This window comes from Sphingomonas sp. 67-41 (assembly GCF_001899725.1).
GTDB lineage: Bacteria > Pseudomonadota > Alphaproteobacteria > Sphingomonadales > Sphingomonadaceae > Sphingomonas > Sphingomonas leidyi.
Map to the genome: position 1 here is coordinate 22005 of NZ_MKWJ01000032.1, position 23364 is coordinate 45368.

The window sequence follows — 23364 nt, forward strand, 5'->3', positions numbered from 1 at the left end:
GAGACGCAGCATGAAGCGTGACTTCGCAATCGGCTGGGCGCTGAGCGGCCTCGTCATCCTGTTCCTGGCGATGGATGCGGGCGGCAAGCTCGTCGCGCCGGCGGCGATGATCGCCTACAGCCCGCCGCTCGGCATCGCCCCGGACGTGAACCTGTATCGCGAGCTCGGGCTGATCCTCGCGATCTGCACCATTCTCTATGCGGTGCCGCGCACCGCGGTGCTCGGCGCGATCCTGCTCACCGGTTATCTGGGCGGCGCGGTCGCGATGCACTTCCGGGTGGGCAGTCCGTTGCTCAGCTACACCTTGTTCGGCGTCTATCTGGGCGTGATCGCCTGGGGCGGACTGTGGTTCCGCGATCCCCGCATCCGCGCGCTGATCCCGATCGCCGGCTGATTTCAGAGTCCAAAGGAGAGGACCGATGGCAGACAAGATCACCACCGTCCTGTGGTTCGACCATGTGGCCGAGGAAGCCGCCAGCTTCTACGTCTCGCTGCTGCCCGACAGCCATGTCGGCAGGATCTTCCGCGCGCCCGGCGACAATCCGAGCGGTAAGGAAGGCGCGGCGCTGGTCGTCGAATTCACCCTGGCCGGGCGCAGCTATGCCGGCCTGAACGGCGGCCCCAATTTCAAGCCGAACGAAAGCGTCTCGTTCCAGATCCTTACCGAAGACCAGGAAGAGACCGATCGCCTGTGGAACGCGATCGTCGGCAATGGCGGCGCGGAAAGCATGTGCGGCTGGTGTAAGGACAAATGGGGCTTCAACTGGCAGATTACGCCCCGCCGGCTGATCGAGCTCAATTTCGGCGACGATCCCGCAAGCGCGAAGCGGGCGTTCGAGGCGATGATGACGATGAAGAAGATCGACATCGCCACGATCGAAGCCGCTGCGCGCGGTTGAGGAGGATGCCATGACTGTCGAGATCACCGGCTTCAACTGGGTGCCCGATTTCGCGCGCGGCTATGTCCGCGATCTCAGGCCGCGCTGGGCCTGCGAGGAGATCGGCCTGCCCTATGCCATGCGGCTGATCAGCCCGGTCCCCCCCAAGCCCGCCTCCTATTTCGGGGAGCAGCCCTGGGGCCAGGTGCCGGTGCTGCACGATGGCGACATCCGGCTGTTCGAGAGCGGCGCGATCCTGCTCCACCTGGCCGAGAAGGACACGCGGCTGCTGTCGCGCGATCCGCAGCAACGGGCGACGAGCATCGCCTGGCTGTTCGCCGCGCTCAACAGCGTCGAGCCGGGGCTGTTCGAACTGGGTAACGTCACCCTGTTCTCCAAGGACGCGGAATGGGCGAAGCTGCGCCTGCCGAGCCTGATGGAAGATATGGGCAAGCGGCTCGACCGGCTCGCCGACGCGCTGGGCGAGCGGGAATGGCTGGGCGAGGGCTTCAGCGTTGCCGACATCGCGATGGTGACGGTGCTGCGCAACGCCGACGGCAGCACGCTGATCACGTCGCGCCCCGCGCTGGCCGCCTATGTCGAGCGCGGCATGGCGCGGCCCGCCTTCCGGCGCGCGATGGCGGCGCAGCTCGCGGATTTCCAACCCGCGCCGGTCGCGGCCTGACACTGTCGAGAGGAGAACCAAAATGGCTTATATGGACGGTTACGTGCTCGCGATCCCCGAGGGGAACAAGGAAGCCTATCGCAAGATGGCGGAGAAGGTCGCGCCGATCTTCCAGGAATTCGGCGCCACCCGCGTGCTGGAAGGCTGGGGCAACGACGTGCCGCATGGCAAGCTCACCGACTTCTACATGGCGACCAAGGCCGAGGAAGGCGAGACGATCGTCTTCTCCTGGGTGATGTGGCCCGACAAGGCGACGCGCGATGCCGGCTGGGCGAAGCTGATGCAGGACGAGCGGATGCAGCCCGACGGCGAGTCGCCCTTCGACGGCAAGCGCATGTTCTGGGGCGGCTTCGAGCCGATCCTCGACACGGGAGAAGCGAAATGAACGCGCATGGAAGCTTCATCTGGTACGAGCTGGTGACCGGAGACTCCGCCAAGGCCAAGGCATTCTACGATTCGGTCTGCGACTGGAACATCGATGCCCAGCCCGCCCCCGGCGGCATGGACTATCGCATGATCAACGCAGCCGACGGCCAGGCCGGCGGCGTGATGCAGCTCAATGCCGACATGATCGCCGGCGGCGCCCGGCCCACCTGGCTCGGCTATCTCGGCGTCGACGACGTCGATGCATCGGTCGCCGCGGTGGTCGCGGCCGGCGGGCAGGTGCACCTTCCCGCCTTCGACATCCCCGATGTCGGCCGGCTGGCGATGGTCACCGATCCGCAGGGCGTGCCCTTCTATGTGATGCGCGGCGCCTCGCCGCACACCAGCACCGCCTATCAGCGGATGGGCCTGGGCCATGTCGCCTGGAACGAGCTGCTCGCGCCCGACGACGCCGCGGCGCTCGCCTTCTACGAAAGGCTGTTCGCCATCACCAAGGTGGGCGGCATGCCGATGGGCGAGATGGGCGAGTACAGCTTCATCGCCAATGGCGACAGCAAGGGCGAGGCGGTCGGCGCGATCATGCGCGTGCAGCCGGGCACCGCCCCGGGCTGGCGCTTCTATATCCGCGTGCCCGACATCACCGACGCGATCGCCAGGGTCGAGGCCGGCGGCGGCAAGGTCGTGTGGGGCCCGAGCAGGTGCCCGGCGGCGAATGGGTGATCAGCATCGTCGATCCCGAGGGCGTGGCCTGCGGCTTCGTCTCGCCCGGCAAGAGCTGAGCCGCGATGACCGTCACCATCACGGCGTTCGAACGATCGCCCGATGGCGGCAAGGGGCTGGCGCGCGACACTCGGGTGCGCTGGGCGCTTGAGGAGACGGGCCAGCCCTATGCGGTCCGGCTCGTCTCCTTCGCCGCGATGAAGGCGCCCGCGCATCTCGCGCTGCACCCCTTCGGCCAGATCCCCACCTATGAGGAAGGCGACCTCGCCTTGTTCGAGACCGGGGCGATCGTCTTCCACCTCGCCGAGCGGCATGCGGGCCTGTTGCCCGACGACCCCGATGCGCGGGCCCGGGCGATCGCCTGGATGTTCGCCGCGGTGAACACGGTGGAGCCGCCGATCCTCGATCTGATCACCGTCCGGATCGTCGAGGGCGACAAGCCCTGGGCGGCCGATCGCATGCCGCTGGTCGTGGAGCGCATCCATGGCCGGCTGCGCCAGCTCGCCGACCGGCTCGGCGATGCGGAATGGCTCGACGGCGCGTTCAGCGCGGGCGACCTGATGATGGTCTCGGTGCTGCTCCGGACCCGGCCGTCGGGCATTCTCGACCAGCATCCGAGCCTGGCCGCCTATGTGGCCCGCGGCGAGGCGCGCCCCGCCTATCGGCGCGCCTTTGCCGACCAGCTCGCAGTGAACACCCGCCCGGCCGACTAGGCGAAGGCAGGCGAGCCCTTGAGCGTCTGATACGCTTCGATCACGCGCTGGAGCCGGCCTTCATGGCTGCGGTCGCCGCCGTTGCGATCGGGGTGGAACTTGCGGACCAGCTCGGAATAGCGCTTGCGCAGCGCCGTGCGATCGGAATCGATCGCGAGGTCGAGAACCTTGAGCGCCTCGCGGTCCTTGCCCGATAGCGGCTTGCCGTCCTTGCGCTCCGCCCGGTCCTTCACGCGATCGTTGAAGCGCGCGCCGATCGCATCCAGCGGATCGGCGAAATCCGCCCAGCGCGGCGGCCGGTCGGCGCCGCCCGCGCCCGAAAAGGCGCGCGTTTCGCGCTCCCAGCCGGCATAGGGACGCTGGGCGTCGTGGATCTCGTCGGGCGTCATGCCCTGGAAGAAGTTATAGCCCGAGTTGAACGCGCGGACGTGATCGAGGCACAGCCAGCGATACTCGCCCGGTCCGTCATAGCCGCCGCGCGCATGGCCCATCGGCGCACGGAACTCGCCCGGCTCGGTGCAGCCCGGCTCGGCGCACAACCGCCCCGGCGCCTCCACCCGGCCGTGGAAACGCGCGTTCGGCCTGTCTTTCCTGTGCTGGCCCTCGGCCACGCTACCTCCCTTGCGCAAACCGCCTATATAAGCGCGATGACCGACACTGCCACCGGCGGACTCGCCGACATCATCGCCGCCCGTCTCACCGCTGCGCTCGCCCCGGCGCATCTCGAAGTGATCAACGACAGCCATCACCATGCCGGCCATCTGGGCGACGACGGCACCGGCGAATCGCACTGGACGGTGGTGGTCGAGAGCGGGGCCTTTCAGGGCCTGTCGCGCGTTCAGCGGCAGCGCCTGATCAACAGCGCGCTCGCCGACCTGCTCGCCTCGCGCATCCACGCATTGGCGATCCGGGCCCGCGCGCCGGGAGAATGAGCATGCCGCACAAGCTCTGATACTGATACTGGGCGGAAATCCAGGGCCGGGGCGAGTTCGTCCGGCATATCGCCCATCTCGCCAGCGAGCGGCGCATCGCGACCCGAAAGGATGGGTTTCCAAACTGTGGCTGTCCGTCCCGTACGCCGCGGGCTATGCATTCGGCGACGAAAGGGCTCTTATGACCGACGCGCTTTTCACGCAGATCATCACTCCCACCACCCATGATCTGGGCGGCTTCAAGGTCCACCGCACGCTGCCTTCCCGGCCGCGGACGATGGTGGGGCCGTTCATCTTCTTCGACCAGATGGGCCCGGCGCGGCTGGACCTGGGCACCGGCATCGACGTGCGCCCGCACCCGCACATCAACCTCGCCACCGTCACCTATCTCTATGCCGGCGCGATCGACCATCGCGACTCGCTCGGCACCGTCGCCACGATCGAGCCTGGCGCGGTGAACCTGATGACCGCCGGCCGCGGCATCGTCCATTCCGAGCGCTCGCCCAGCGCCGAGCGCGCGAAGGGCCCGGAGCTGTCGGGCATCCAGACCTGGCTCGCCCTGCCCGAGGCGAACGAGGAAATGGCCCCGGCCTTCGAGCATGTCGGCGCCGGCGAACTGCCGCTCGTCGAGGCGCCCGGCGCGCGCTGCCGGGTGATCATGGGCACGCTGTGGGGCGCCAGCGCACCCACCACCACCTATGCCCAGACCATCTATGCCGATATCGAGCTTGCCGAAGGCGGCGCGGTGCCGATCGATCCTTCCGCCGACGAGCGCGCCATCTATCTCTCCTATGGCGATGCCAGCATCGACGGCGTCGAGATGGAAGTCTCCACGCTCTACATCCTGCGCCCCGGCATCACTGCGATCCTGCGCTCCGCCGGCGGCGCGCGCGTGATGCTGTGCGGCGGCGAGGACTTCGCCACGCCGCGCCACGTCTGGTGGAACTTCGTCTCCTCCAGCCGCGACCGCATCAACCAGGCCAAGGAAGACTGGAAGGCGGGCAACTTCCCCAAGGTGCCGGGCGACGACAAGGAGTTCATCCCGATCCCCGAAGTGCCCAAGACGGTGAGCTATCCCTAGGACGCGGCTCAGCATCTGCCGGCGCAAGCGGCGCTATGCGACGATGCCCGAGGCGCTGGGCGCGATCCATGCGTCGGGGCTGGCGCTGCGTCCCTATCGCTGCGACCGTTGCTTCCAGTATCATCTGACCAGCCGCACCAGGGGCAAGCGCGCGGTGCGGCCCGAATAGGCGCCATTGCTATCGACGCGCGCGGGCCAGGATGATGGTTGAGGATGCGCGCCTCCCGGCCTACCCTGCGGCAAAGAGACAAGCGGGAAAGGCAGACATGGCCGATTTCGAACTCCGGCAGATCACGCTTCCCACCGGCGTGGCGCTGAATGTCGCCATCGCGGGCGATCCCGCCGCGCCGCCGGTCCTGCTGCTCCACGGCTTCCCCGAATCGCACCGCACCTGGCGCCACCAGATTCCGGCACTGGCCCGCGACCATTTCGTCATCGCGCCCGACCAGCGCGGCTTCGGCCATTCCGCCCGTCCCGAGGGCGTGGCGAACTATACGCCCGACAAGCCCGTGGCGGACCTGCTCGCGCTGGCCGACCATTTCGGGCTCGCTCCCTTCACCCTGGCCGGGCACGACTGGGGCGGCGCCATCGCCTGGATGGCGGCGCTGCAGAACCCGCAGCGCATCGCCCGGCTGATCATCGTCAACGCCCCGCATCCGCTGGTCTTCCAGCGCAGCCTGTTCGACGATCCGGCCCAGCGCGAGGCCAGCCAGTACATCACTGCCTTTCGCAACCGCGATTTCGAGCAGTTCCTCGCGCGAATCGGGCTGGAGAATTTCTTCGACACCACGTTCGCCAAGCATGCGGATCCGGCGCTGCTCGCGCCCGAGAAGCCCGCCTATCTCGCCGAATGGAGCCAGCCCGGCGCGATGACCGCGATGCTGAACTGGTACCGCGCCAGCATCATCCAGGTGCCCGCCCCCGGGGACATGCCGGAGCGGCCGCCCTGGCTCGATGCGCCCTTCCCGCCACTCGGCCAGCCGACGCTGGTGATCTGGGGGATGCAGGACAGCGCGCTGCTGCCCGTCCAGCTCGACGGACTCGATGCGCTGGTGCCGGACCTGACCGTGGCGCGCATCGCGGACGCCGGCCATTTCGTGCCGTGGCAGAAGCCCGATGCCGTGACCGAGGCGATGCGGGACTGGCTCGCCGCGCGGAACGGCTGAGGGCCGGAAGCCCGGGGCGCCCTCGACCCTAGCGCGCCCGGCGCATACCGGGTGCCTTGGCGACCGAAGGATCCTCGAGCAGCCGGCGATATTCGGCGCTCTCCATGCCGAGCAGCGCGATCCGGCCCTCGCCGTCGTGATGCACGCCCCAGCCGAACTGCTTCACCAGCGGCGAGGCGCGCAGGCAGGCCTGGGGCCTGGCGAAGAAATCCTCGCGGCTCTTGTCCCCGCCACGCTCGCGATATGCCGCGAAGATCAGGTCGTCGCTGGTCATCGCATAGGGACGGGCGAGCAGCGCATGCTGCACCGCCGCCACCGTTCCCGGCTTCCCGGGCACAATGCCCTTGTGCACCGGAGTATCGGGGGAAGCGGTGATCAGCGTGTCGCGATAATTGGTCGACTTCATCACAACCGCACCTCGGCCGCGGCATCGAGGAGAATGCCCTGCTCGCTGCTGCGTTCCGCACCCGGGCGAACCCAGGCGGCATGGGCGTGCGCGGTGGCGACCACCATGCGCGGTCCGCCATCGGGCCAGGTCCGCACGCTCACCACCTGCTCGCCGAGCGCGCGATCGGGCTCCATCGCCACCCAGGCGAGCGGCCGTTCGGGCGTGGCCGCGGCGCCGGCCGCCTCCATCGCGGCGCGAATGCGCGCGGTGCTCGCATCGGGAACATATTGCCAGACCACCGAATGCATCAGCACGCGCGTGACGCCTTCCGCCTGCGGCTCGGCCAGGCGCGCCTCGACCCAGTCGGCGGCATCGGCACGCGCGAGGTCCACGCCGCTCGCACGCACCATCGCGATCGCCTTGCGCAGCCGATCGAGCCGCATCGGCGTCTCGGCCCAGACATAGGCGGAGAGCCGCGCCTCCACCGCCGGATCGGTGACGTCGAGCGGTGCGACGTCGCAACCCCGGGTCGAGACGATCTCCAGCGGCGGCAGCGCGGGCGGGTCGCCCAGCCATGCGGGCGCGATCGTGACGGGCGAATCGGCCGGCCCGAGCAGCGCGCCGCCCAGGTCGAAGCGATAGCGATCGATCAGCAGGTTGAGCCCGCCGCTCGATCCGATCTCCAATATCTCCAGCTTCGGGCCATGGCGCCGCGCGACTTCGATCAGTCCGACGATCAGCGCGCCCGAGCGGCCCGGCTCGTTGGTCTGGGGCGGGCCATCGAGCCAGGGGAGCAGGGCGGCATCGTTGCGCGCCAGCACGCGGTCGAGCGCCGCCTGCAATGCTTCGCCCGCCAGCCTGCCCGCGAACGCCTCGGCCAGTTCCGCATCGCTGCCCGCCAGCACCAGCGCGTGCAGCCCGCCGACCAGCCGCAGCGGCAGCGCGTCGCGAGTCGGCTCGCCCGGCCAGTCGAGCGCGCGGCGGCCGGTTTCGCTGCCGCGCGTCAGCCCGTCGGCAAGCGCGGCGCAGATGTCCGCATAGATGGGCGCGTCCATCTTGCGGCAATAGAATTCCTGGATCCGGAACGCGCCGCGGTTATTCTCTTCACTGGCCATAAGAATTACCTCCGCGGCGCGTCTGTTGCGCCTGTCGGGTGCCCCTAGTAAAGCCCCGCCTTCGATGACCGAACCGCTGATCCTCGCCGTCCCCAAGGGGCGCATCCTCGACGAGGCGCTGCCGCTGCTCGCCCGCGTCGGCATCGTGCCCGAGCCGGACTTCGCCGACGCGGGCTCGCGCGCGCTCCGCTTCCGGACCAACACGCCGGCGATCGACCTGATCCGCGTGCGGGCGTTCGACGTCGCCACCTTCGTCGCGCACGGCGCCGCGCAACTCGGCATCGTCGGCTCGGACGTGCTCGCCGAGTTCGACTATTCGGAACTCTATGCCCCGGTGGACCTGGGAATCGGCCATTGCCGCATCTCGGTCGCCGAGCCCGCCGACCTGGCGGAGCGGGACGATCCGCGCGGCTGGAGCCATGTCCGCGTCGCCACCAAATATCCGCACATCACCCGCGCCCATTTCGAGGCGCGCGGCGTGCAGGCGGAGTGCATCAAGCTCAACGGCGCCATGGAGCTGGCGCCCGTACTGGGCCTGGCGCCGCGCATCGTCGACCTCGTCTCCTCGGGCCGCACGCTCAAGGAGAACGGGCTGGTCGAGGTGGAAGTGATCGCCGAAGTGAGCAGCCGGCTGATCGTCAACCGCGCCGCCTTCAAGACGCGCGCGACCGAAGTGGTGCCGCTGGTCGACGGGTTCCGCCGGGCGGTGGCCGCATGATCCGGCTGGATGCCGGCGATGCGGGTTTCGCCCGGGCGTTCACCGATCTGGTCGACGCCCGGCGCGAGGCCGACGAGGATGTCGCGCGCGACGTGACCGCGATCGTCGCCCGCGTCCGAACCGAGGGCGATGCGGCGCTGCGCGACTATACCCGGCGCTTCGACCGGTTCGATCTCGACACGCAGGGCTGGAAGCTCGACCGTGCCGATTGCCTTGCTGCCTGGGAGGGGCTTTCCCCCGAATTGCGCGACGCGCTCGAGCTCGCCGCCGAGCGGATCGCCGCCTATCACGCCAAGCAGAAGCCCCAGGATCGCGACGAGATCGACGCGGCGGGCATCCGGCTGGGCGCGCGCTGGCGGGCGGTGGACGCGGCGGGCGTCTATGTACCGGGCGGTCGGGCCGCCTATCCCAGCTCGGTGCTGATGAACGCGCTGCCGGCACGCGCCGCCGGCGTCGGCCGGCTGGTGATGGTGACGCCGACGCCGGACGGCGAAGTGAACCCGCTCGTCCTCGCCGCCGCGCACCTGGCCGGCGTCGACGAGATCTGGCGCGTCGGCGGAGCGCAGGCGATCGCCGCGCTCGCCTATGGCACCGACAGCATCGCGCCGGTCGACGTGATCACCGGCCCCGGCAATGCCTGGGTCGCCGAGGCCAAGCGCCAGCTCTACGGCGTGGTCGGCATCGACATGGTCGCGGGCCCGAGCGAGATCGTGGTAGTGGCGGACGGCAGGAACGATGCCGGCTGGATCGCCGCCGACCTGCTCAGCCAGGCCGAACACGATCCCACCAGCCAGTCGATCCTGTTCACCGACGATGCCGCGTTCGCCGACAAGGTGGCCGAAGCGGTGGAGCGCGCGCTGGCCGCACTCGCCACCGAGAAGACCGCGCGGGCGAGTTGGGAAGCGAACGGCGCGATCATCCTGGTGCCCGATCTCGTTTCCGCGATGCCGCTGGTCGATCGCCTGGCCCCCGAGCATCTCGAGCTCGCCTGCGACAATGCCGAAGGGCTGTTCGACATGGTCCGCCATGCCGGCTCCGTCTTCATCGGTCGCTACACGCCCGAGGCGGTGGGGGATTATGTCGCGGGTCCGAACCATGTCCTCCCCACCGGCCGCCGGGCGCGCTTCGCCTCGGGCCTGTCGGTGCTCGATTTCATGAAGCGGACCAGCTTCCTGTCGCTCGACCGGGACGGGCTGGCCGCGATCGGCCCGGCGGCAGTGGCGCTCGCCCATGCCGAGGGACTGCCGGCACATGCCGAGTCCGTCGCGATCCGGCTGCGGGAGGCGTGATGCGCGCGCCGGACCTCGACGAGGACGGCTGGTGCCTGGCCAGCGCCGCCGACTATCATGCGCTCGATGCCGAAACCTTCGAGATCCCGGACGAAAGGGCCCGGGCCAGCCTGAAGCCCGGCGACTTCGCCAAGCTGATCTTCCTGATCGCCGTGGAGGAGGACGACGAGCCGATCACCGACCGGATGTGGGTGGTGGTGCGCGAGGCGGCGGACGGCAGCTATTTCGGGCTGCTCGATAACGAGCCCGACATCGATGAGAATGACGCGTTCTGGCTCGGCACCGAAGTGCCTTTCGGACCGGAGCATGTGATCGAAGTGCAGGCGGGGAATGCCGAGAGCCGCGACTATGCCGCGCGGGCGCCGCTGAAGATTTGGCCGCGGGACTAGACGCTTCTCCTTCCCTTGCCGAGAGGGGAATGGACGCTCGCCGCGCAAGACGCTTTGCCATCTCGGCCGAACGGACCTATGGGGCGCAGCATGCCTAGCCATCAAGCAAAGTCCCGTTCCAAGGCGCGCGCCGCCGCGCGCCTCGCCGCCGTGCAGGCGCTCTATCAGCACGAGATGGAAGCGACCTCGATCCCGGCGCTGCTCCATGAATTCCACCACCACCGCCTGGGCGCGGTGATCGAGGACGTGGAATATGCCGAGGCGGACATCGCCTTTTTCGACGACATCGTGGTCGGCGTGAGCGAGCGCCGCGACGAGATCGACCGGCTGATCGCCGCCAAGCTGACCGCCGACTGGAGCCTCGACAGGCTCGACAAGCCGATGCGCCAGATCCTGCGCGCCGGCACCTATGAGCTGATGGCGCGCAAGGACGTGCCCGTCGGCGCGGCGATCAGCGAGTATCTCGACGTCACCGACGCCTTTTACGATCGCCGCGAGAAGGGCTTCGTCAACGGCATCCTCGACGCCGTGGCAAAGGAAGTCCGGGGTTGAGCCCATGCGATCCTGCCCATGCGAAGCGGGGGGAGGATTAGGAAGTGAACGAAGCCGAGTTCATCGCAGCGCTGCGCACCCTTCCGCTCCATCCGGGCGCCGAGGGCCTGCGCGACGATACGGCAACGCTCGCGATCGGCGGCGAGACGCTGATCCTCACCCATGATGCGATCGCCGAGGGCGTGCATTATCGCCCCGGCACCGATCCGTTCGACATCGCCTGGAAACTGGTCGCGGTGAACCTGTCGGACCTGGCCGCCAAGGGCGCCACGCCGCTGGGCGTGCTGATCGGCGCCGTGCTGGTGGAAGGGGCGGAGCGCTTCGTCGAGGGGCTGCGCGCGATCCTTACCGAATATGCCGTGCCGCTGCTCGGCGGCGACACCATCTCGGTCAGGCCCGCCACCTTCGGCTGCACCGCCATCGGCCGCGCCGGCGCCGCCGTGCCGCGCCGCGACGGCGGACGGGCAGGCGACGCGCTATGGGTGACCGGCACGATCGGCGCGGCGATGCTGGGCTTCGAGGCGGGCGACGGCCCCGCCTATCTCCGCCCGCGCCCGCGCCTCGCCGAGGGCCGCGCGCTCGCGCCGCACGTCCATGCGATGATGGACGTGTCGGACGGGCTTCTCCTCGACGCCTCCCGCCTGGCCGAAGCGAGCGGCTGCACCGCCGAGATCGCCCGCGCCGCCCTGCCCGTCGCTCCCGGTGCCGATCCGCTGCGCGCTGCGACCTGGGGCGACGATTACGAGCTGCTCTTCGCCGCCCCCGCCGATTTCGCGCCGCCCGTGGCGGCCACGCGGATCGGCACGCTGGCGGACGAACGGGCCGTTCCGCTGCTGCTCGACGGCGCGGCACCCGATTTCCCCCTGGGCTACCAGCATCGCTGATCCGCTTGCGCTGCGGGCCACCGCTCGATAGCCTCCCCATACCGGGCCCTCTAAACCGGCACACAGACCGGCGCGGCTCGATATCCAATAGGGGAAGGGCTTGAACGCATGACGATTGTGTACATCGCCATAGCCTGCGGCGTGCTCGCAGTGCTCTATGGCTTGTTGACCAGCCAGCAGGTGCTGAAGGCGCCGGCGGGCAACGAGAAGATGCAGAGCATCGCCGCTGCCATCCAGGAAGGCGCCAAGGCCTATCTCGGCCGGCAATATATGACGATCGCCGTAGTGGGCGTGATCGTCGCCATCGTCCTGTTCTTCACGCTGGGGACGCTGTCGACGATCGGCTTCCTCGTCGGTGCCGTGCTTTCGGGCGTGGCGGGCTTCGTGGGCATGAACATCTCGGTGCGCGCCAATGTCCGCACCGCGGAAGCGGCGCGCACCTCGCTGCAGGGTGGCCTCACGCTCGCCTTCCGCTCGGGCGCGATCACCGGCATGCTGGTGGCAGGCCTGGGCCTGCTCGCAATCGCCGTGCTGTTCTGGTACCTGATCGGCCCGTTCGGGCTCGCGCCCAACAGCCGCAAGGTGATCGAGGCGCTGACCGCCCTCGCCTTCGGCGCTTCGCTGATCTCGATCTTCGCGCGCCTGGGCGGCGGCATCTTCACCAAGGCCGCCGATGTGGGCGCCGACCTGGTCGGCAAGGTCGAGGCCGGCATTCCCGAGGACGATCCCCGCAACCCCGCCGTTATCGCGGACAATGTCGGCGACAATGTCGGCGACTGCGCCGGCATGGCCGCCGACCTGTTCGAAACCTATGTCGTGACGCTCGGCCTCACCATGGTCTCGATCGCGCTGCTGGTGAAGAATCTTTCCGACGAGCTGCTGCTCAAGCTGATGTCGCTGCCGCTGATCGTCGGCGGCGTGTGCATCATCACTTCGATCATCGGCACCTATATGGTCCGCCTGGGCAAGAGCCAGTCGATCATGGGCGCGCTCTACAAGGGCTTCTGGACCACCGCGATCCTCTCGGTTCCGGCGATCTGGTTCGTCACCCAATATGCGCTCGGCGACATGAACGCGCCGATCGGCGGCCTCTCGATCGATCCCAGCTCCTTCCTCGAACCGAGCGACCAGGTCACTGCCGAAGCGGTGCAGGGCCTGGCCTCGGGCGCGCAGTTCACCGGCTGGAGCCTGTTCATCTGCATGATGATCGGCCTGGCCGTCACCGGCCTGCTGGTGTGGATCACCGAATATTACACCGGCACCAACTATCGCCCGGTCAAGTCGATCGCCAAGGCTTCGGTGACGGGCCATGGCACCAATGTGATCCAGGGCCTGGCGATCAGCCTGGAATCGACTGCGCTGCCAACGCTCGTCATCGTCGTCGCGGTGATCGCAGCCTATCAGATCGCCGGCATCATCGGCGTCGCCTTTGCCGCGACGTCGCTGCTCGCGCTGGCCGGCATGGTCGTCGCGCTCGACGCCTATGGCCCGGTGACCGACAATGCCGGCGGCATCGCCGAGATGGCCGGCCTGGAGGATGAAGTCCGCCACAAGACCGACGCGCTCGACGCGGTGGGCAACACCACCAAGGCCGTGACCAAGGGCTATGCCATCGGCTCGGCCGCGCTCGCCGCGCTGGTGCTGTTCGGCGCCTATACGACCGACCTCAAGGAGTTCTTCCCGGACGTGCCCGTGGATTTCTCCCTGAACAATCCGTACGTGATCGTCGGCCTGCTGCTCGGCGCGCTGCTGCCCTATCTGTTCGGAGCCTTCGGCATGACCGCAGTCGGCCGCGCGGCGGGCTCGGTGGTCGAGGATGTCCGCCAGCAATTCGCCGCCGACAAGGGCATCATGGCCGGCACCAGCCGCCCCAACTATGCCCGCACGGTGGACATCGTCACCAAGGCGGCGATCAAGGAGATGATCGTTCCGTCGCTGCTGCCGGTGCTCAGCCCGATCGCGATCTATTTCATCATCACCGCGGTCGCCGGCCAGTCCCAGGGCTTCGCGGCCGTGGGCGCGATGCTGCTCGGCGTGATCGTCTCCGGCCTGTTCGTCGCCATCTCGATGACTTCGGGCGGCGGCGCGTGGGACAATGCCAAGAAATATATCGAGGACGGCAACTACGGCGGCAAGGGATCGGAAGCCCATAAGGCGGCCGTGACCGGCGACACCGTCGGCGATCCGTACAAGGACACCGCGGGACCGGCGGTGAACCCGATGATCAAGATCACCAACATCGTGGCGCTGCTGCTGCTCGCCGCGCTGGCGGGGCACGCCGCGGGCTGATCTTCCGCCTTCGACAGGATCGAGGACTGGCCCCGCCCGGAGCGATCCGGGCGGGGCCTTCCCTGTCCGGATCGCGCCACGCCGGTGCCAAACTCCGCTGGACAAACCCATCGACGCCGATGAATTTCGGCGCAGGGGGCATTTCGCCCTCCTCTGCGGGGGAGGATCATCTTGTTGCATCGCTTTGCGCCGTTCGGCGCCCTGATTGCCATCGTCGCCATGTCCGGGCCGGCACGCGCCCAGCCCAGCACCGAATGGGCCAGGAAGACCGTCCCGATCGAAGTGTTCGGCCAATTCCCGTCGATCGACCGTCCGGCACTTTCGCCCAATGGCGACCTGATCGCAGCCAAGGCTCGCGCCGACGGGCGGCAGGCGCTCGCGATCCTGCCGATCGGCCAGCCGGACGCGAAGCCGTTCATCGTCGCGGGCGACTCCGATTTCTCGAAGGGCAATTTCGGCGACCGCGAAATCTATCGCTGGCAATGGATCGACAACCAGAACCTGCTGATCTGGATCCGCGGCCTCGATTTCGAGTTCGGCCAGTGGATCGACGTCACGCGCATCGCCGCCTACAATATCAAGTCGCGCAAGGCGACGCCGCTCGGCTGGGACGGTGCCGCGGGATGGGCGGGCGATGTGCTGTGGATGTCGCCGCCGGACACGCCCAAGCCGCACCTGCTGCTCCAGCGCTTCACCAACCGCAACAGCAGCGAAATGTGGGCCCATCCCGAAGTGATCGACATCGACGTCGAGACCGGGGCGATCCGCAACGTGCAGCGCTCCAATCCGGTGGTGAGTTCCTGGACCGCCGACAGAAGCGGCGTCGTCCGGATGGGCTGGGCGCGCGACCGCGAGAACGGCAAGTTGCGCGTGCTCTACCGAACCGGCGCATCGGAGACGTTCCGTACCATCCTGCACGAGACGCCGGACCAGTATGACGACACCGAACTGCCCGATTACATCCTGTCGGGCTCGAACAAGGCCTATGCCCTGAGCAATCGCGACGGCTTCCGCGCGCTCTACGAATACGACCTCGACAAGATGGCGCTCGGCCAGAAGGTGTTCGGTGTCGCGGGCTACGATATTTCGGATGCGACGATCACGCCGGACGGCACCGCGCTGCAGAGCGTGACCTATAGCGACCAGCGCACCCACCGGGTCTTCTACGAGCCCAGGCTCAAGGAAATCGCCAAGCTGCTCGATCAGGAGTTCGGCGCCGGCAACGTCAATCTGCTGTCGGCAGACCAGAAGCGCGAGAAGATCCTCTTCTCCTTCGGCGCGCTCGGCCAGGTTCCCGCCTATTATCTGCTCAACACCGTGACCGGCGACATCTCGCTGATCTCGTGGAGCAACGAGACGCTCAAGAACGCGAAGCTCAATCCGGTGCAGACCTTCCGCTACACCGCCTCCGACGGCAAATCGATCGAGGCCATCCTCACGCTGCCGCGCCACCGGACGGGAGAGAAGAACCTGCCGCTCATCGTGATGCCGCATGGCGGCCCCTGGGCGCGCGACGACGCCGATTGGGACAGCTACCAATGGGCCCAGACGCTGGCGGAATATGGCTATGTCGTCGTCCAGCCCAATTATCGCGGCTCGACCGGCTACGGCAAGGAATTCGGCAAGGCCGTGAACGGCAATTGGGGCCTGCGCATGCAGGACGATCTCAACGACGTGATCCCCTGGCTTGCCAAGGACGGGACCATCGATCCCAAGCGGGTCTGCATGGTCGGCTGGTCCTATGGCGGCTATGCCGCCAGCCGCGCGGCGCAGCGCGACGGCGACAAATATCGTTGCGCGGTGAGCGGCGCGGGCGTCCACGACCTCCCGGCGATGGTCAATTACGACAAGAACTATCTCGGCGGCTATGGCGCCAAGATGGGCCTGGGCGCGGCGGGCGACCTCGGGGCGATCTCCCCGGCCTATCATCCCGAGATGTTCTCGACGCCGATCCTGATCGTCCATGGCGCCAAGGATCAGCGTGTCCCCGTCGCCCAGTCGCGCGGGCTGGTCAGCAAGCTCAAGGGCGCAGGCAAGAAGGAGGGCGTCGACTTCCTCTATCTCGAGCAGCCGCTGAACACCCATAACCTGCTGCGCGAACAGGATCGGACCCAGTTCCTGCAGGAAATGAAGAAGTTCCTCGACAAGCACAATCCGGCCTGAGCGAACGGGGCGGCGTGGCGACGGGCCGCCCCGGTCATCGCTCTCCGGCCATCGCGCAGACCGGCCGGCGGCGGGGAACGGTTTCTATTTCGGCTTGCCCGAACCCGGCCCCTTGCCGGCCCCCTTGGGCTTCACCGTCAGCGGCGCCAGCAAGTCGTCGACCGGCGCCTCGGGCGCCTTTGCCGGCGCCGCTTCCTTGCCGGTACCCTTGGGCTCCACCGTCAGCGGCGTCAGCAAATCGTCGACCGGCGCCTCGGGTGCCTTTGCCGGTGTCGCTTCCTTGCCCGGGCCCTTGGACTCCACCGTCAGCGGCGTCAGCAGGTCGTCCGGTGCCTCGGGCGCCTTTGCCGGCGCCGTCCCCTTGCCCGGGCCCTTGGGCTCCACCGTCAGCGGCGTCAGCAAGTCGTCGTCCGCCTTCTCCGGCAGCTTGTACTTCTTGTGGATCTCGTCTTCCTCGCGCTGCGACTGCGCCTTGAGCGGCCTTTCCATTTGCGAGCAGGCCTTCCCCGCGTCCTCGATCGCGGTCGTCTTCCTCCCCGTCAGCGCGGCCTGGGCGAACTTCTGGAACGCGTCCTGCCGCATCTTTTCGCATTGTCGCTCGATCTGCTCGAATTTGGGCTTGTAGCGCGCCTCCAGCACCCGCATCGCGCCGAGATACCCCGGCGCGAAGCCTTCCTCCAGATTGCGCTCGATCCATTTGTTCAGGCGATCCGTCGCATTCTTGAGGTTGCGCTTCGCCGCCTCCAGCCGCTTCAACGGATTCGTCCCCTGCTCCTTCCCGAGCGAAGTCGCGAATTCCCCATATTTCTGCGCGAATCGATCCTGCGCGCGCTGTGCCGCCTCCAGTTCGCGAAAGGCGTCCTCGAGCTGCGCGTGCAGCACATCGCCTTCCTGGTTGATCATGATCATGGTTTCCTGCGTCGCCTCGGCCGCGGCGACGGACCTGTCCGTGACCGACACGGCCTCGGCCGCGGCGGCGGCATTGCTCTCGATGGTGCCGCTATAGATCGCGAAGCCCAGCGCCCGGCTGGCATTGGCATATTCGTTGAGCGCCAGCGCATCGGCCCGGGTCTGCCCGCCGGTCGAGATGCGCATCTGCGCCAGGCGCCGCGAGAGCGGCGTCGGCGGGAACAGCGCGTCGAGCGTCTCCGGCCGCGCCGCCACTCCCGTTGCGGCGGGCGCACCCGATGTCTCGACGATCCCCTTGCCGTGGCGCCGCATCAGCGCTTCCATCCGCGCCACCGCCTTCAGGCATTCGGCGGGGTTGCTGTCCTTGACCTCCTCGGCGAGCAGCGACTGGTCGGACAGTTCGTCATGCACCTGGTAGGGTGTGTTCTCCGGCATGTCGCGCGCATTGTGATTGGCCCGCTCCAGCCGTGCGGCGCATTGCGCGCGCGCATCGACGGCGGTGAAGGCGGCCAGCACGCACAGCGCCGAGCCCAGCAGAAACGAAGGACGCATTTTCCCGACTCCCGAATGATCGGCGGCGGGAGATACAGGTTGCCCCGGCACGGCAAATCGGGCGGCGACGAAGCACGCGCATCCGTCGATCAAATCGGCCGGAATTGCCGCGCAGGATGGCAAGGGGCGGCGCAATCCCCATATCGGACCAAGGTGGCCGGCTTTGTCGGCTTCACCGCCTTCCCTTTTCTCCCTGCGCACTGTAAAGGCTCCGCCACTTTTAGCGCGCGCACCCATGAGGTAATTTTTGGCCAAAGAAGAACTGCTTGAAATGCGGGGTCAGGTCGTTGAGCTTCTGCCCAACGCAATGTTCCGCGTCCGGCTCGAAAATGATCACGAGATCCTGGGCCATACCGCCGGCAAGATGCGCAAGAATCGCATCCGCGTGCTGGTGGGCGACGAAGTGCTCGTCGAGCTCACGCCCTACGACCTGACCAAGGGCCGTATCACCTATCGCTTCAAGTAAGCGGGCGGTGCCCTTGCGGCTCGTCCTCGCTTCCACGTCGCCGCGCCGGCTCGATCTGCTCAAGCGGATCGGCGCCGAGCCCGCGCGCATCGCCGCGCCCGATGTCGACGAGAATGTCCGCGCCGGCGAGACGCCGCGCGCCTATGTGCTGCGCGTCGCCATCGACAAGGCGCATGCCGTGCCCCGCGCCGCGGACGAGATCGTGCTCGCGGGCGACACCACCATCGCGGTCGGCCGTCGCATCCTCGCCAAGCCCGAGGACGAGGCGGATCTGCGCCGCATGCTCGCCCTGCTCTCGGGCCGGCGCCACCATTGCCTGTCCGCCGTCTGCCTGATCGGCGCCGACGGCAAGGCACGCACCCGCATCTCGGACACGGTCGTCGCCTTCAAGCGGCTGAACCAGGCCGAGATCGACTGGTACGTCGCCTGCGGCGAAGGCATGGGCAAGGCAGGCGGCTATGCCATCCAGGGCAAGGCCGAGGCCTTTGTCCGCTACCTCGCCGGCAGCCATTCGGGCGTGGTCGGCCTGCCCGTCTTCGAAACGCGCGCGCTGCTGGAGAGCGCCGGGTACAGCCTTGGCTGAGTGGCTGTACGAGGCCGGAATCGGCGAGAACCGCGCCGCGCTCGTCGCGCGCGGCAGCATCTGGAAGGCGCGGATCGAGCTGGAGGGCACCCGGCCGCGCGTCGGCGCGGTGCTCGATGCAAGGCTGGTCGACAAGGCGGCCAAGCTGATCGCGCTCGACGGCGGCGGCGAGGCGCTGTGCGACCATGTCCCCAAGGCGATCACCCAGGGGGCGAAGCTGCGGGTGCGGATCGTTCGCGAAGCGATTCCCGAGCCGGGCCGCGCCAAGCTGCCCAAGGCGGTGCCGAGCGACGAGGAACTCACCGACGGCCCCACCCTGCTCGATCGCATCGCCGCCACCGGCCTCCCCCTCCGCATGCTCCGCCCGCACGAGCCGGACGCGCTGGAAGCGGCCGGCTGGTCCGAAGTGATCGAGGAAGCGATCACCGGCGAGATCGCCTTTCCGGGCGGGGCGCTGCGCCTTTCGCCCACCCCGGCGATGGCATTGTTCGACGTCGACGGCTCCGGCCCGATCGAGCCGCTGGCGGTTGCCGCCGCGCATGCGGTGGCGCGGGCGATCGAGCGACACGGCATCGCCGGCTCGATCGGCATCGACTTCCCCACGCTTGCCGGAAAGGGCGCGCGCCAGGCGGTGGCCGAGGCGATCGACGCCGCCCTGCCCCAGCCCTTCGAGCGGACCGCGGTGAACGGCTTCGGCTTCCTCCAGATCGTCCGCCGCCGCACTCGGCCTTCGCTGCCCGAACTGCTGCGCGCCGATCCGCTCGGCGCCGAGACGCGGGCCGAGCTCAGGCGGATCGAACGGCTTCCCCCGCCGCCCCCGACTACCCATATGGTGACCAGGAACGTCGCACGCCGCCTCGCCCAGCAACCCGGCTGGACCGCGGAGCTGGCGCGGCGGATCGGCGGCGTGACCAGGTTCACGTCCGCCGGCGACGGAACCGGCGCGAAGGAGTGAAATGGCGAAGAGCGATACCTGCCCCGTCTGCGGCCAGCCGACGGATATCGACAACAAGCCTTTCTGCAGCCGCGGCTGCAAGGACCGCGACCTGCTGCAATGGCTGGGCGAGGGCTATCGCATTCCCGGCGAGCGCGTGGATCCCCATGCGCATTCGGGGGTGGACAGCACCGATTCGCGCGACTAAGAGGCGCGCTCCCCGGCACTCGCCGGGCATGCCCGGGTAGCTCAGTTGGTAGAGCATGCGACTGAAAATCGCAGTGTCGGCGGTTCGACTCCGTCCCCGGGCACCACTTCTTCCATCGCGAACCATCACCCGCGGCGCTGACGTGCGCGGAGCCGCGTTCGCGGCCCCGCGCCGCCCGTCTCATGCCGCGTCGCGCGACGGCTGCCCGAACCGGGCATAGAGCGCCGGCAACACGAACAAGGTGAGCAAGGTCGCCGAGATCAGGCCGCCGATCACGACGGTCGCCAGCGGCTTCTGCACTTCCGCCCCCGCGCCATGGCCGAGCGCCATCGGCACGAAGCCGAGGCTGGCGACCAGCGCCGTCATCACCACCGGCCGCAGGCGCTGCATCGCCCCCGCCCTGGCGGCCTCCGCCCGCGCCACGCCCGCGCGGACCAGATCCTGGATCGAGGAGACCATCACCAGCCCGTTGAGCACTGCGATGCCGGACAAGGCGATGAAGCCGACTGCGGCCGAAATCGAGAAGTCCATGCCCCGCAGGAACAGCGCGAGCACGCCGCCCACCAGCGCGAGCGGCACGCCGGTGAAGACGATGGCCGCATCGCGCGCCGAACCGAGCGCGCCGTAGAGCAGCAACAGGATCAGCGCGAAGCAGGCGGGGATCACCAATGCCAGCCGATCGCGCGCCGAGGCGAGATTCTCGAACTGGCCGCCCCATAGGAGATAGCTGCCGGCGGGCAGCCGCACCTCGCGCTCGATCGCGGCGCGCGCATCGGCGACCACGCCGCCGACATCGCGCCCGCGCACGTTCGCCTGGACGACGACGCGCCGCTTGCCATTCTCCCGGCTGATCTGGTTGGGACCGTCGACAACGCGGATATCCGCGACGCTGGCGAGCGGCACGAAGGCACCGCCCGCGACGGGCAGTTGCAGCCGGGCCAGCGCCTCGAAATCGGCGCGCTGCGCCTCGGAGAGCCGCAGCACCACCGGGAAACGGCGATCCCCCTCGAAGATCATGCCGGCTTCGCGCCCGCCCAGCGTGGCGGCGACCAGATCCTGCACATCCTGCGCGGTGACGCCAAGCCGAGCCATCGCGTCGCGGTTCACCCGGATGTCGAGCATCGGCAGGCCGCTGGTCTGCTCGACCTTCACGTCCGCCGCGCCGGGCGTGCGGCGCAGGATGCCGGCGATGCGTTCGGCAGTGGCGTTCATCGCGGCGAAGTCGTCCCCGAACACTTTCACCGCGATGTCGCCGCGCACGCCCGCGATCAGCTCGTTGAAGCGCATCTGGATCGGTTGGGTGATCTCGTACGCATTGCCCGGCAGCTTCGCGAGCTGCCCCTCGATCCGCTCGACCAGCGCTTCCTTGCGCAGCCCCGGATCGGGCCATTCGGCGCGCGGCTTCAGGATCACGAACATGTCGGTGGCGTTGGGGGGCATCGGATCCGAGGCGAGCTCGGCCGTGCCGGTCTTGGAGAAGACGAACTTCACTTCGGGCTGCTTCGCCATCAGCCGTTCGAGCGGCACCTGCATCGCCTGGCTCTGCTGGACGGAAGTGGCGGGGATGCGGAGCGCCTGGATCAGCAGGTCTCCCTCGTCGAGCTGCGGGAGGAACACCTGGCCCAGCGCCAGAAAGGCGAGCGCCGCCGCGCCCAGGCTCGCCACCGCCGCGCCGATCGTGACGGTGGGCCGGCCCATCGCGCGGTCGAGGCCCGGTTCGTAGCGCCGGCGCAGCCAGCCGATGATGCGCCCTTCCTTCTCCTCGACGCGCCTCGACAGCCAGATCGCGATCGCCGCGGGCACGAAGGTGAGCGACAGGACGAAGGCGCAGGCGAGCGCGAGGATCACCGTCACCGCCATCGGCACGAAGGTCTTGCCCTCGACACCGCTCAACGTGAGCAGCGGCACATAGACCAGCATGATGATCGCCTGGCCATAGACGGAAGGCCGGATCATCTCGCGCGCGGCGGCGGAGACCGTCTCCAGCCGCTCGGCCCGATCGAGCGGCCGCCCGGCTTCGTGCTGGCGCTCCGCGAGGCGGCGCAGGGCGTTCTCGACGATGATCACCGCCCCGTCGACGATCAGCCCGAAATCGAGCGCGCCGAGGCTCATCAGATTGGCCGACACGCCCAGCCGCAGCATGCCGAAGCCGGTGAGCAGCATCGTGACCGGGATCACCGCGGCCGCGATCAGCGCCGCGCGGAAATTGCCGAGCAGCAGGAACAGCACGACGATGACGAGGAGCGCGCCCTCGCTCAGGTTGCGCGCCACCGTGCGGATCGTCGAATTGACCAGCGCCGTGCGATCGAGCACCGGCTGGACCACCACGTCGGGCGGCAGCGAGGCGTTGATCGACTTGAGCCGGTCCGCCACCGCGGTCGCCACCGTACGGCTGTTCTCGCCGATCCGCATGATCGCGGTGCCGACCACCACTTCGGTGCCGTTCTCCGACGCCGATCCCATGCGCACCGCCTGCCCGGTCCGCACCGTCGCGACCTGATCGAGCGTGATGGGCACCCCCGCGCGCGTGGCCACGACGATGCGCGACAGCTCGGCCGGGCCCCGCACCAGCGCGTCGGCGCGCACCGCGAGCCCCTCGCCGTTGCGATCGACGAAGCCGCCGCCGCTGCTGGTGTTGTTGCGCTCGATCGCCGTGGCCAGATCGGTGAGCGTCAGGCCGAGCGCCGCCAGCTTCGCCACGTCGGGAATGACCAGGATCTGCCGCGCATAACCGCCAATCGAATCGATGCCGGCGAGCCCCGGCACGTTCTTGAGCAGCGGGGTGACGATCCAGTCCTGCGCAGTGCGCAGATAGGTCGCCTTGTCGGTCTCCGTTGCCAGCCGCTCGCCCTCGGGGGTGATGTAGCTGCCGTCGGGCTGCATCCCGGGCTCGCCGGGCTGATGCTTGTCGTCCGCCCGGTGATCGAGCCGGACCGTCCACATATAGACTTCGCCAAGGCCGGTGGCGATCGGCCCCAGTTCGGGATCGGCGCCGTCGGGCAGCCCTTCCCGCACGCCCGCGAGCCGTTCGTTCACCTGGGCGCGGGCGAAATAGATGTCGGTGGCGTCGGTGAACACCGCCGTCACCTGCGCGAAGCCGTTGCGGCTGAGCGAGCGGGTATATTCGAGGCCGGGAATGCCGGCGAGCGCGGTCTCGATCGGAAAGGCGACCTGCTTCTCGACCAGTTCGGTCGAGAGCGCGGGCGCGCGGACGTTGATCTGGACCTGGTTGTTGGTGATGTCCGGCACCGCGTCGATCGGAAGGCGATACAGGGCGGCGGCGCCGATCACGGCGGCGATGGCGGTGAGCAGGAGGACAAGCCAGCGCTTGTCGACCGCCCAGTTGACGATGCGGGCGATCATGGC

26 protein-coding genes and 1 tRNA gene are annotated in these 23364 nt (G+C 68.6%); 22 read left to right on the forward strand and 5 right to left on the reverse strand.

Features of this window, described 5'->3' with window-relative positions; all coding sequences use genetic code 11:
• Positions 1 to 10 precede the first annotated feature (10 nt).
• The 6 genes from BGP17_RS22270 to BGP17_RS22295 all read left to right on the forward strand — a co-directional run bounded on the left by BGP17_RS22270 (position 11) and on the right by BGP17_RS22295 (position 3380).
• Positions 11 to 394 carry a DoxX family protein gene (locus BGP17_RS22270; protein WP_286713665.1) on the forward strand — a complete coding sequence of 128 codons (384 nt, stop codon included), beginning with the start codon at positions 11 to 13 and terminating at the stop codon, positions 392 to 394.
• Between the two features lie 25 nt (positions 395 to 419).
• Positions 420 to 899 (forward strand): VOC family protein, encoded by a 480-nt coding sequence (locus BGP17_RS22275; protein WP_286713666.1) that lies wholly within the window; start codon positions 420 to 422, stop codon positions 897 to 899.
• A gap of 10 nt (positions 900 to 909) precedes the next feature.
• Complete coding sequence (locus BGP17_RS22280) at positions 910 to 1563, forward strand: glutathione S-transferase family protein (protein WP_286713667.1); 654 nt, start codon at positions 910 to 912, stop codon at positions 1561 to 1563.
• A 22-nt stretch (positions 1564 to 1585) separates the two neighbouring features.
• Complete coding sequence (locus BGP17_RS22285; protein ID WP_167301395.1) at positions 1586 to 1948, forward strand: DUF1428 domain-containing protein; 363 nt, start codon at positions 1586 to 1588, stop codon at positions 1946 to 1948.
• Positions 1945 to 2667, forward strand: a complete 723-nt coding sequence (locus BGP17_RS22290) for a VOC family protein (RefSeq protein ID WP_353681892.1) — start codon at positions 1945 to 1947, stop codon at positions 2665 to 2667. Before BGP17_RS22285 ends, BGP17_RS22290 begins: the two co-directional genes overlap by 4 nt.
• Positions 2668 to 2732: 65 nt before the next feature.
• Positions 2733 to 3380, forward strand: coding sequence for a glutathione S-transferase family protein (locus BGP17_RS22295; protein ID WP_286713668.1), 648 nt, complete (start codon positions 2733 to 2735; stop codon positions 3378 to 3380).
• Here BGP17_RS22295 and BGP17_RS22300 read toward each other — a convergent pair.
• Positions 3377 to 3919: a J domain-containing protein gene (locus tag BGP17_RS22300; RefSeq protein ID WP_243857682.1), complete on the reverse strand. Its 543-nt coding sequence runs from the start codon at positions 3917 to 3919 to the stop codon at positions 3377 to 3379. The two genes, BGP17_RS22295 and BGP17_RS22300, sit on opposite strands and share 4 nt — an antisense overlap.
• 108 nt (positions 3920 to 4027) lie before the next feature.
• Between BGP17_RS22300 and BGP17_RS22305 the strand changes: the two genes are divergently transcribed.
• From BGP17_RS22305 to BGP17_RS22320, 4 genes are all read left to right on the forward strand, one after another.
• Positions 4028 to 4312: a BolA family protein gene (locus tag BGP17_RS22305; RefSeq protein WP_167301391.1), complete on the forward strand. Its 285-nt coding sequence runs from the start codon at positions 4028 to 4030 to the stop codon at positions 4310 to 4312.
• A gap of 181 nt (positions 4313 to 4493) precedes the next feature.
• A complete protein-coding gene (locus tag BGP17_RS22310; protein WP_286713669.1) occupies positions 4494 to 5393 on the forward strand; it encodes a pirin family protein in 900 nt (299 codons plus the stop codon).
• A gap of 43 nt (positions 5394 to 5436) precedes the next feature.
• Entirely contained in the window at positions 5437 to 5562 is a 126-nt protein-coding gene (locus BGP17_RS22315) for a hypothetical protein (RefSeq protein WP_286713670.1), read from the forward strand.
• Positions 5563 to 5659: 97 nt separating this feature from the next.
• Positions 5660 to 6559 (forward strand): alpha/beta fold hydrolase, encoded by a 900-nt coding sequence (locus BGP17_RS22320; protein WP_286713671.1) that lies wholly within the window; start codon positions 5660 to 5662, stop codon positions 6557 to 6559.
• Positions 6560 to 6587: 28 nt separating this feature from the next.
• Here the strand turns inward: BGP17_RS22320 and BGP17_RS22325 are convergent, their stop codons facing one another.
• Both BGP17_RS22325 and BGP17_RS22330 read right to left on the reverse strand, forming a co-directional pair.
• Positions 6588 to 6965 (reverse strand): DUF6157 family protein, encoded by a 378-nt coding sequence (locus BGP17_RS22325; RefSeq protein ID WP_167301388.1) that lies wholly within the window; start codon positions 6963 to 6965, stop codon positions 6588 to 6590.
• Positions 6965 to 8062, reverse strand: a complete 1098-nt coding sequence (locus BGP17_RS22330) for a DUF2332 domain-containing protein (RefSeq protein ID WP_286713672.1) — start codon at positions 8060 to 8062, stop codon at positions 6965 to 6967. Before BGP17_RS22330 ends, BGP17_RS22325 begins: the two co-directional genes overlap by 1 nt.
• Positions 8063 to 8126: 64 nt before the next feature.
• Here BGP17_RS22330 and hisG point away from each other — a divergent pair, with 64 nt between their 5' ends.
• The 7 genes from hisG to BGP17_RS22365 all read left to right on the forward strand — a co-directional run bounded on the left by hisG (position 8127) and on the right by BGP17_RS22365 (position 16346).
• A complete protein-coding gene (gene hisG, locus BGP17_RS22335) occupies positions 8127 to 8780 on the forward strand; it encodes an ATP phosphoribosyltransferase (RefSeq protein ID WP_167301386.1) in 654 nt (217 codons plus the stop codon).
• Positions 8777 to 10069 (forward strand): histidinol dehydrogenase, encoded by a 1293-nt coding sequence (hisD, locus tag BGP17_RS22340; RefSeq protein ID WP_167301385.1) that lies wholly within the window; start codon positions 8777 to 8779, stop codon positions 10067 to 10069. Before hisG ends, hisD begins: the two co-directional genes overlap by 4 nt.
• Entirely contained in the window at positions 10069 to 10458 is a 390-nt protein-coding gene (locus tag BGP17_RS22345; protein WP_286713673.1) for a hypothetical protein, read from the forward strand. Before hisD ends, BGP17_RS22345 begins: the two co-directional genes overlap by 1 nt.
• Before the next feature lie 90 nt (positions 10459 to 10548).
• Positions 10549 to 11010 carry a transcription antitermination factor NusB gene (gene nusB / locus BGP17_RS22350; protein ID WP_167301383.1) on the forward strand — a complete coding sequence of 154 codons (462 nt, stop codon included), beginning with the start codon at positions 10549 to 10551 and terminating at the stop codon, positions 11008 to 11010.
• Between the two features lie 44 nt (positions 11011 to 11054).
• Positions 11055 to 11894, forward strand: coding sequence for a thiamine-phosphate kinase (gene thiL, locus BGP17_RS22355; protein ID WP_286713675.1), 840 nt, complete (start codon positions 11055 to 11057; stop codon positions 11892 to 11894).
• Between the two features lie 108 nt (positions 11895 to 12002).
• The gene (locus BGP17_RS22360) at positions 12003 to 14183 is read left to right on the forward strand and encodes a sodium-translocating pyrophosphatase (protein ID WP_286713676.1); all 2181 of its coding nucleotides are present in this window, start codon (positions 12003 to 12005) and stop codon (positions 14181 to 14183) included.
• 171 nt (positions 14184 to 14354) lie between these two features.
• Entirely contained in the window at positions 14355 to 16346 is a 1992-nt protein-coding gene (locus BGP17_RS22365; RefSeq protein WP_286713677.1) for a S9 family peptidase, read from the forward strand.
• Positions 16347 to 16430: 84 nt separating this feature from the next.
• Here the strand turns inward: BGP17_RS22365 and BGP17_RS22370 are convergent, their stop codons facing one another.
• On the reverse strand, positions 16431 to 17807 hold the full coding sequence (locus tag BGP17_RS22370) for a hypothetical protein (RefSeq protein ID WP_286713678.1): 1377 nt from the start codon (positions 17805 to 17807) through the stop codon (positions 16431 to 16433).
• A 247-nt stretch (positions 17808 to 18054) separates the two neighbouring features.
• On the opposite strand from BGP17_RS22370, the gene infA reads away from it, so the two are divergent.
• The 5 genes from infA (at position 18055) to BGP17_RS22395 (ending at position 20104) form a co-directional block, all read left to right on the forward strand.
• Positions 18055 to 18273, forward strand: a complete 219-nt coding sequence (gene infA, locus BGP17_RS22375) for a translation initiation factor IF-1 (RefSeq protein WP_003049127.1) — start codon at positions 18055 to 18057, stop codon at positions 18271 to 18273.
• Between the two features lie 13 nt (positions 18274 to 18286).
• Positions 18287 to 18856 (forward strand): Maf family protein, encoded by a 570-nt coding sequence (locus BGP17_RS22380; protein ID WP_167301441.1) that lies wholly within the window; start codon positions 18287 to 18289, stop codon positions 18854 to 18856.
• The gene (locus BGP17_RS22385) at positions 18849 to 19811 is read left to right on the forward strand and encodes a ribonuclease (RefSeq protein WP_286713679.1); all 963 of its coding nucleotides are present in this window, start codon (positions 18849 to 18851) and stop codon (positions 19809 to 19811) included. The genes BGP17_RS22380 and BGP17_RS22385 overlap by 8 nt, the downstream gene beginning before the upstream one ends.
• A 1-nt stretch (position 19812) precedes the next feature.
• A complete protein-coding gene (locus tag BGP17_RS22390; protein ID WP_286713680.1) occupies positions 19813 to 19998 on the forward strand; it encodes a DNA gyrase inhibitor YacG in 186 nt (61 codons plus the stop codon).
• A gap of 30 nt (positions 19999 to 20028) precedes the next feature.
• Positions 20029 to 20104, forward strand: a tRNA-Phe gene (locus BGP17_RS22395).
• Between the two features lie 74 nt (positions 20105 to 20178).
• On the opposite strand, the gene BGP17_RS22400 is transcribed toward BGP17_RS22395, so the two are convergent.
• Positions 20179 to 23361 carry an efflux RND transporter permease subunit gene (locus tag BGP17_RS22400; protein WP_286713681.1) on the reverse strand — a complete coding sequence of 1061 codons (3183 nt, stop codon included), beginning with the start codon at positions 23359 to 23361 and terminating at the stop codon, positions 20179 to 20181.
• Positions 23362 to 23364 lie beyond the last annotated feature (3 nt).

Bases quoted from the DNA above. Each gene is read 5' to 3' on its own strand.
- BGP17_RS22270 (WP_286713665.1), top strand. From the start codon at position 11: ATGAAGCGTGACTTCGCAATCGGCTGGGCGCTGAGCGGCCTCGTCATC.
- BGP17_RS22275 (WP_286713666.1), top strand. From the start codon at position 420: ATGGCAGACAAGATCACCACCGTCCTGTGGTTCGACCATGTGGCCGAG.
- BGP17_RS22280 (WP_286713667.1), top strand. From the start codon at position 910: ATGACTGTCGAGATCACCGGCTTCAACTGGGTGCCCGATTTCGCGCGC.
- BGP17_RS22285 (WP_167301395.1), top strand. From the start codon at position 1,586: ATGGCTTATATGGACGGTTACGTGCTCGCGATCCCCGAGGGGAACAAG.
- BGP17_RS22290 (WP_353681892.1), top strand. From the start codon at position 1,945: ATGAACGCGCATGGAAGCTTCATCTGGTACGAGCTGGTGACCGGAGAC.
- BGP17_RS22295 (WP_286713668.1), top strand. From the start codon at position 2,733: ATGACCGTCACCATCACGGCGTTCGAACGATCGCCCGATGGCGGCAAG.
- BGP17_RS22305 (WP_167301391.1), top strand. From the start codon at position 4,028: ATGACCGACACTGCCACCGGCGGACTCGCCGACATCATCGCCGCCCGT.
- BGP17_RS22310 (WP_286713669.1), top strand. From the start codon at position 4,494: ATGACCGACGCGCTTTTCACGCAGATCATCACTCCCACCACCCATGAT.
- BGP17_RS22315 (WP_286713670.1), top strand. From the start codon at position 5,437: ATGCCCGAGGCGCTGGGCGCGATCCATGCGTCGGGGCTGGCGCTGCGT.
- BGP17_RS22320 (WP_286713671.1), top strand. From the start codon at position 5,660: ATGGCCGATTTCGAACTCCGGCAGATCACGCTTCCCACCGGCGTGGCG.
- BGP17_RS22325 (WP_167301388.1), bottom strand. From the start codon at position 6,965: ATGAAGTCGACCAATTATCGCGACACGCTGATCACCGCTTCCCCCGAT.
- BGP17_RS22330 (WP_286713672.1), bottom strand. From the start codon at position 8,062: ATGGCCAGTGAAGAGAATAACCGCGGCGCGTTCCGGATCCAGGAATTC.
- hisG (WP_167301386.1), top strand. From the start codon at position 8,127: ATGACCGAACCGCTGATCCTCGCCGTCCCCAAGGGGCGCATCCTCGAC.
- hisD (WP_167301385.1), top strand. From the start codon at position 8,777: ATGATCCGGCTGGATGCCGGCGATGCGGGTTTCGCCCGGGCGTTCACC.
- BGP17_RS22345 (WP_286713673.1), top strand. From the start codon at position 10,069: ATGCGCGCGCCGGACCTCGACGAGGACGGCTGGTGCCTGGCCAGCGCC.
- nusB (WP_167301383.1), top strand. From the start codon at position 10,549: ATGCCTAGCCATCAAGCAAAGTCCCGTTCCAAGGCGCGCGCCGCCGCG.
- BGP17_RS22360 (WP_286713676.1), top strand. From the start codon at position 12,003: ATGACGATTGTGTACATCGCCATAGCCTGCGGCGTGCTCGCAGTGCTC.
- BGP17_RS22370 (WP_286713678.1), bottom strand. From the start codon at position 17,807: ATGCGTCCTTCGTTTCTGCTGGGCTCGGCGCTGTGCGTGCTGGCCGCC.
- BGP17_RS22390 (WP_286713680.1), top strand. From the start codon at position 19,813: ATGGCGAAGAGCGATACCTGCCCCGTCTGCGGCCAGCCGACGGATATC.
- BGP17_RS22400 (WP_286713681.1), bottom strand. From the start codon at position 23,361: ATGATCGCCCGCATCGTCAACTGGGCGGTCGACAAGCGCTGGCTTGTC.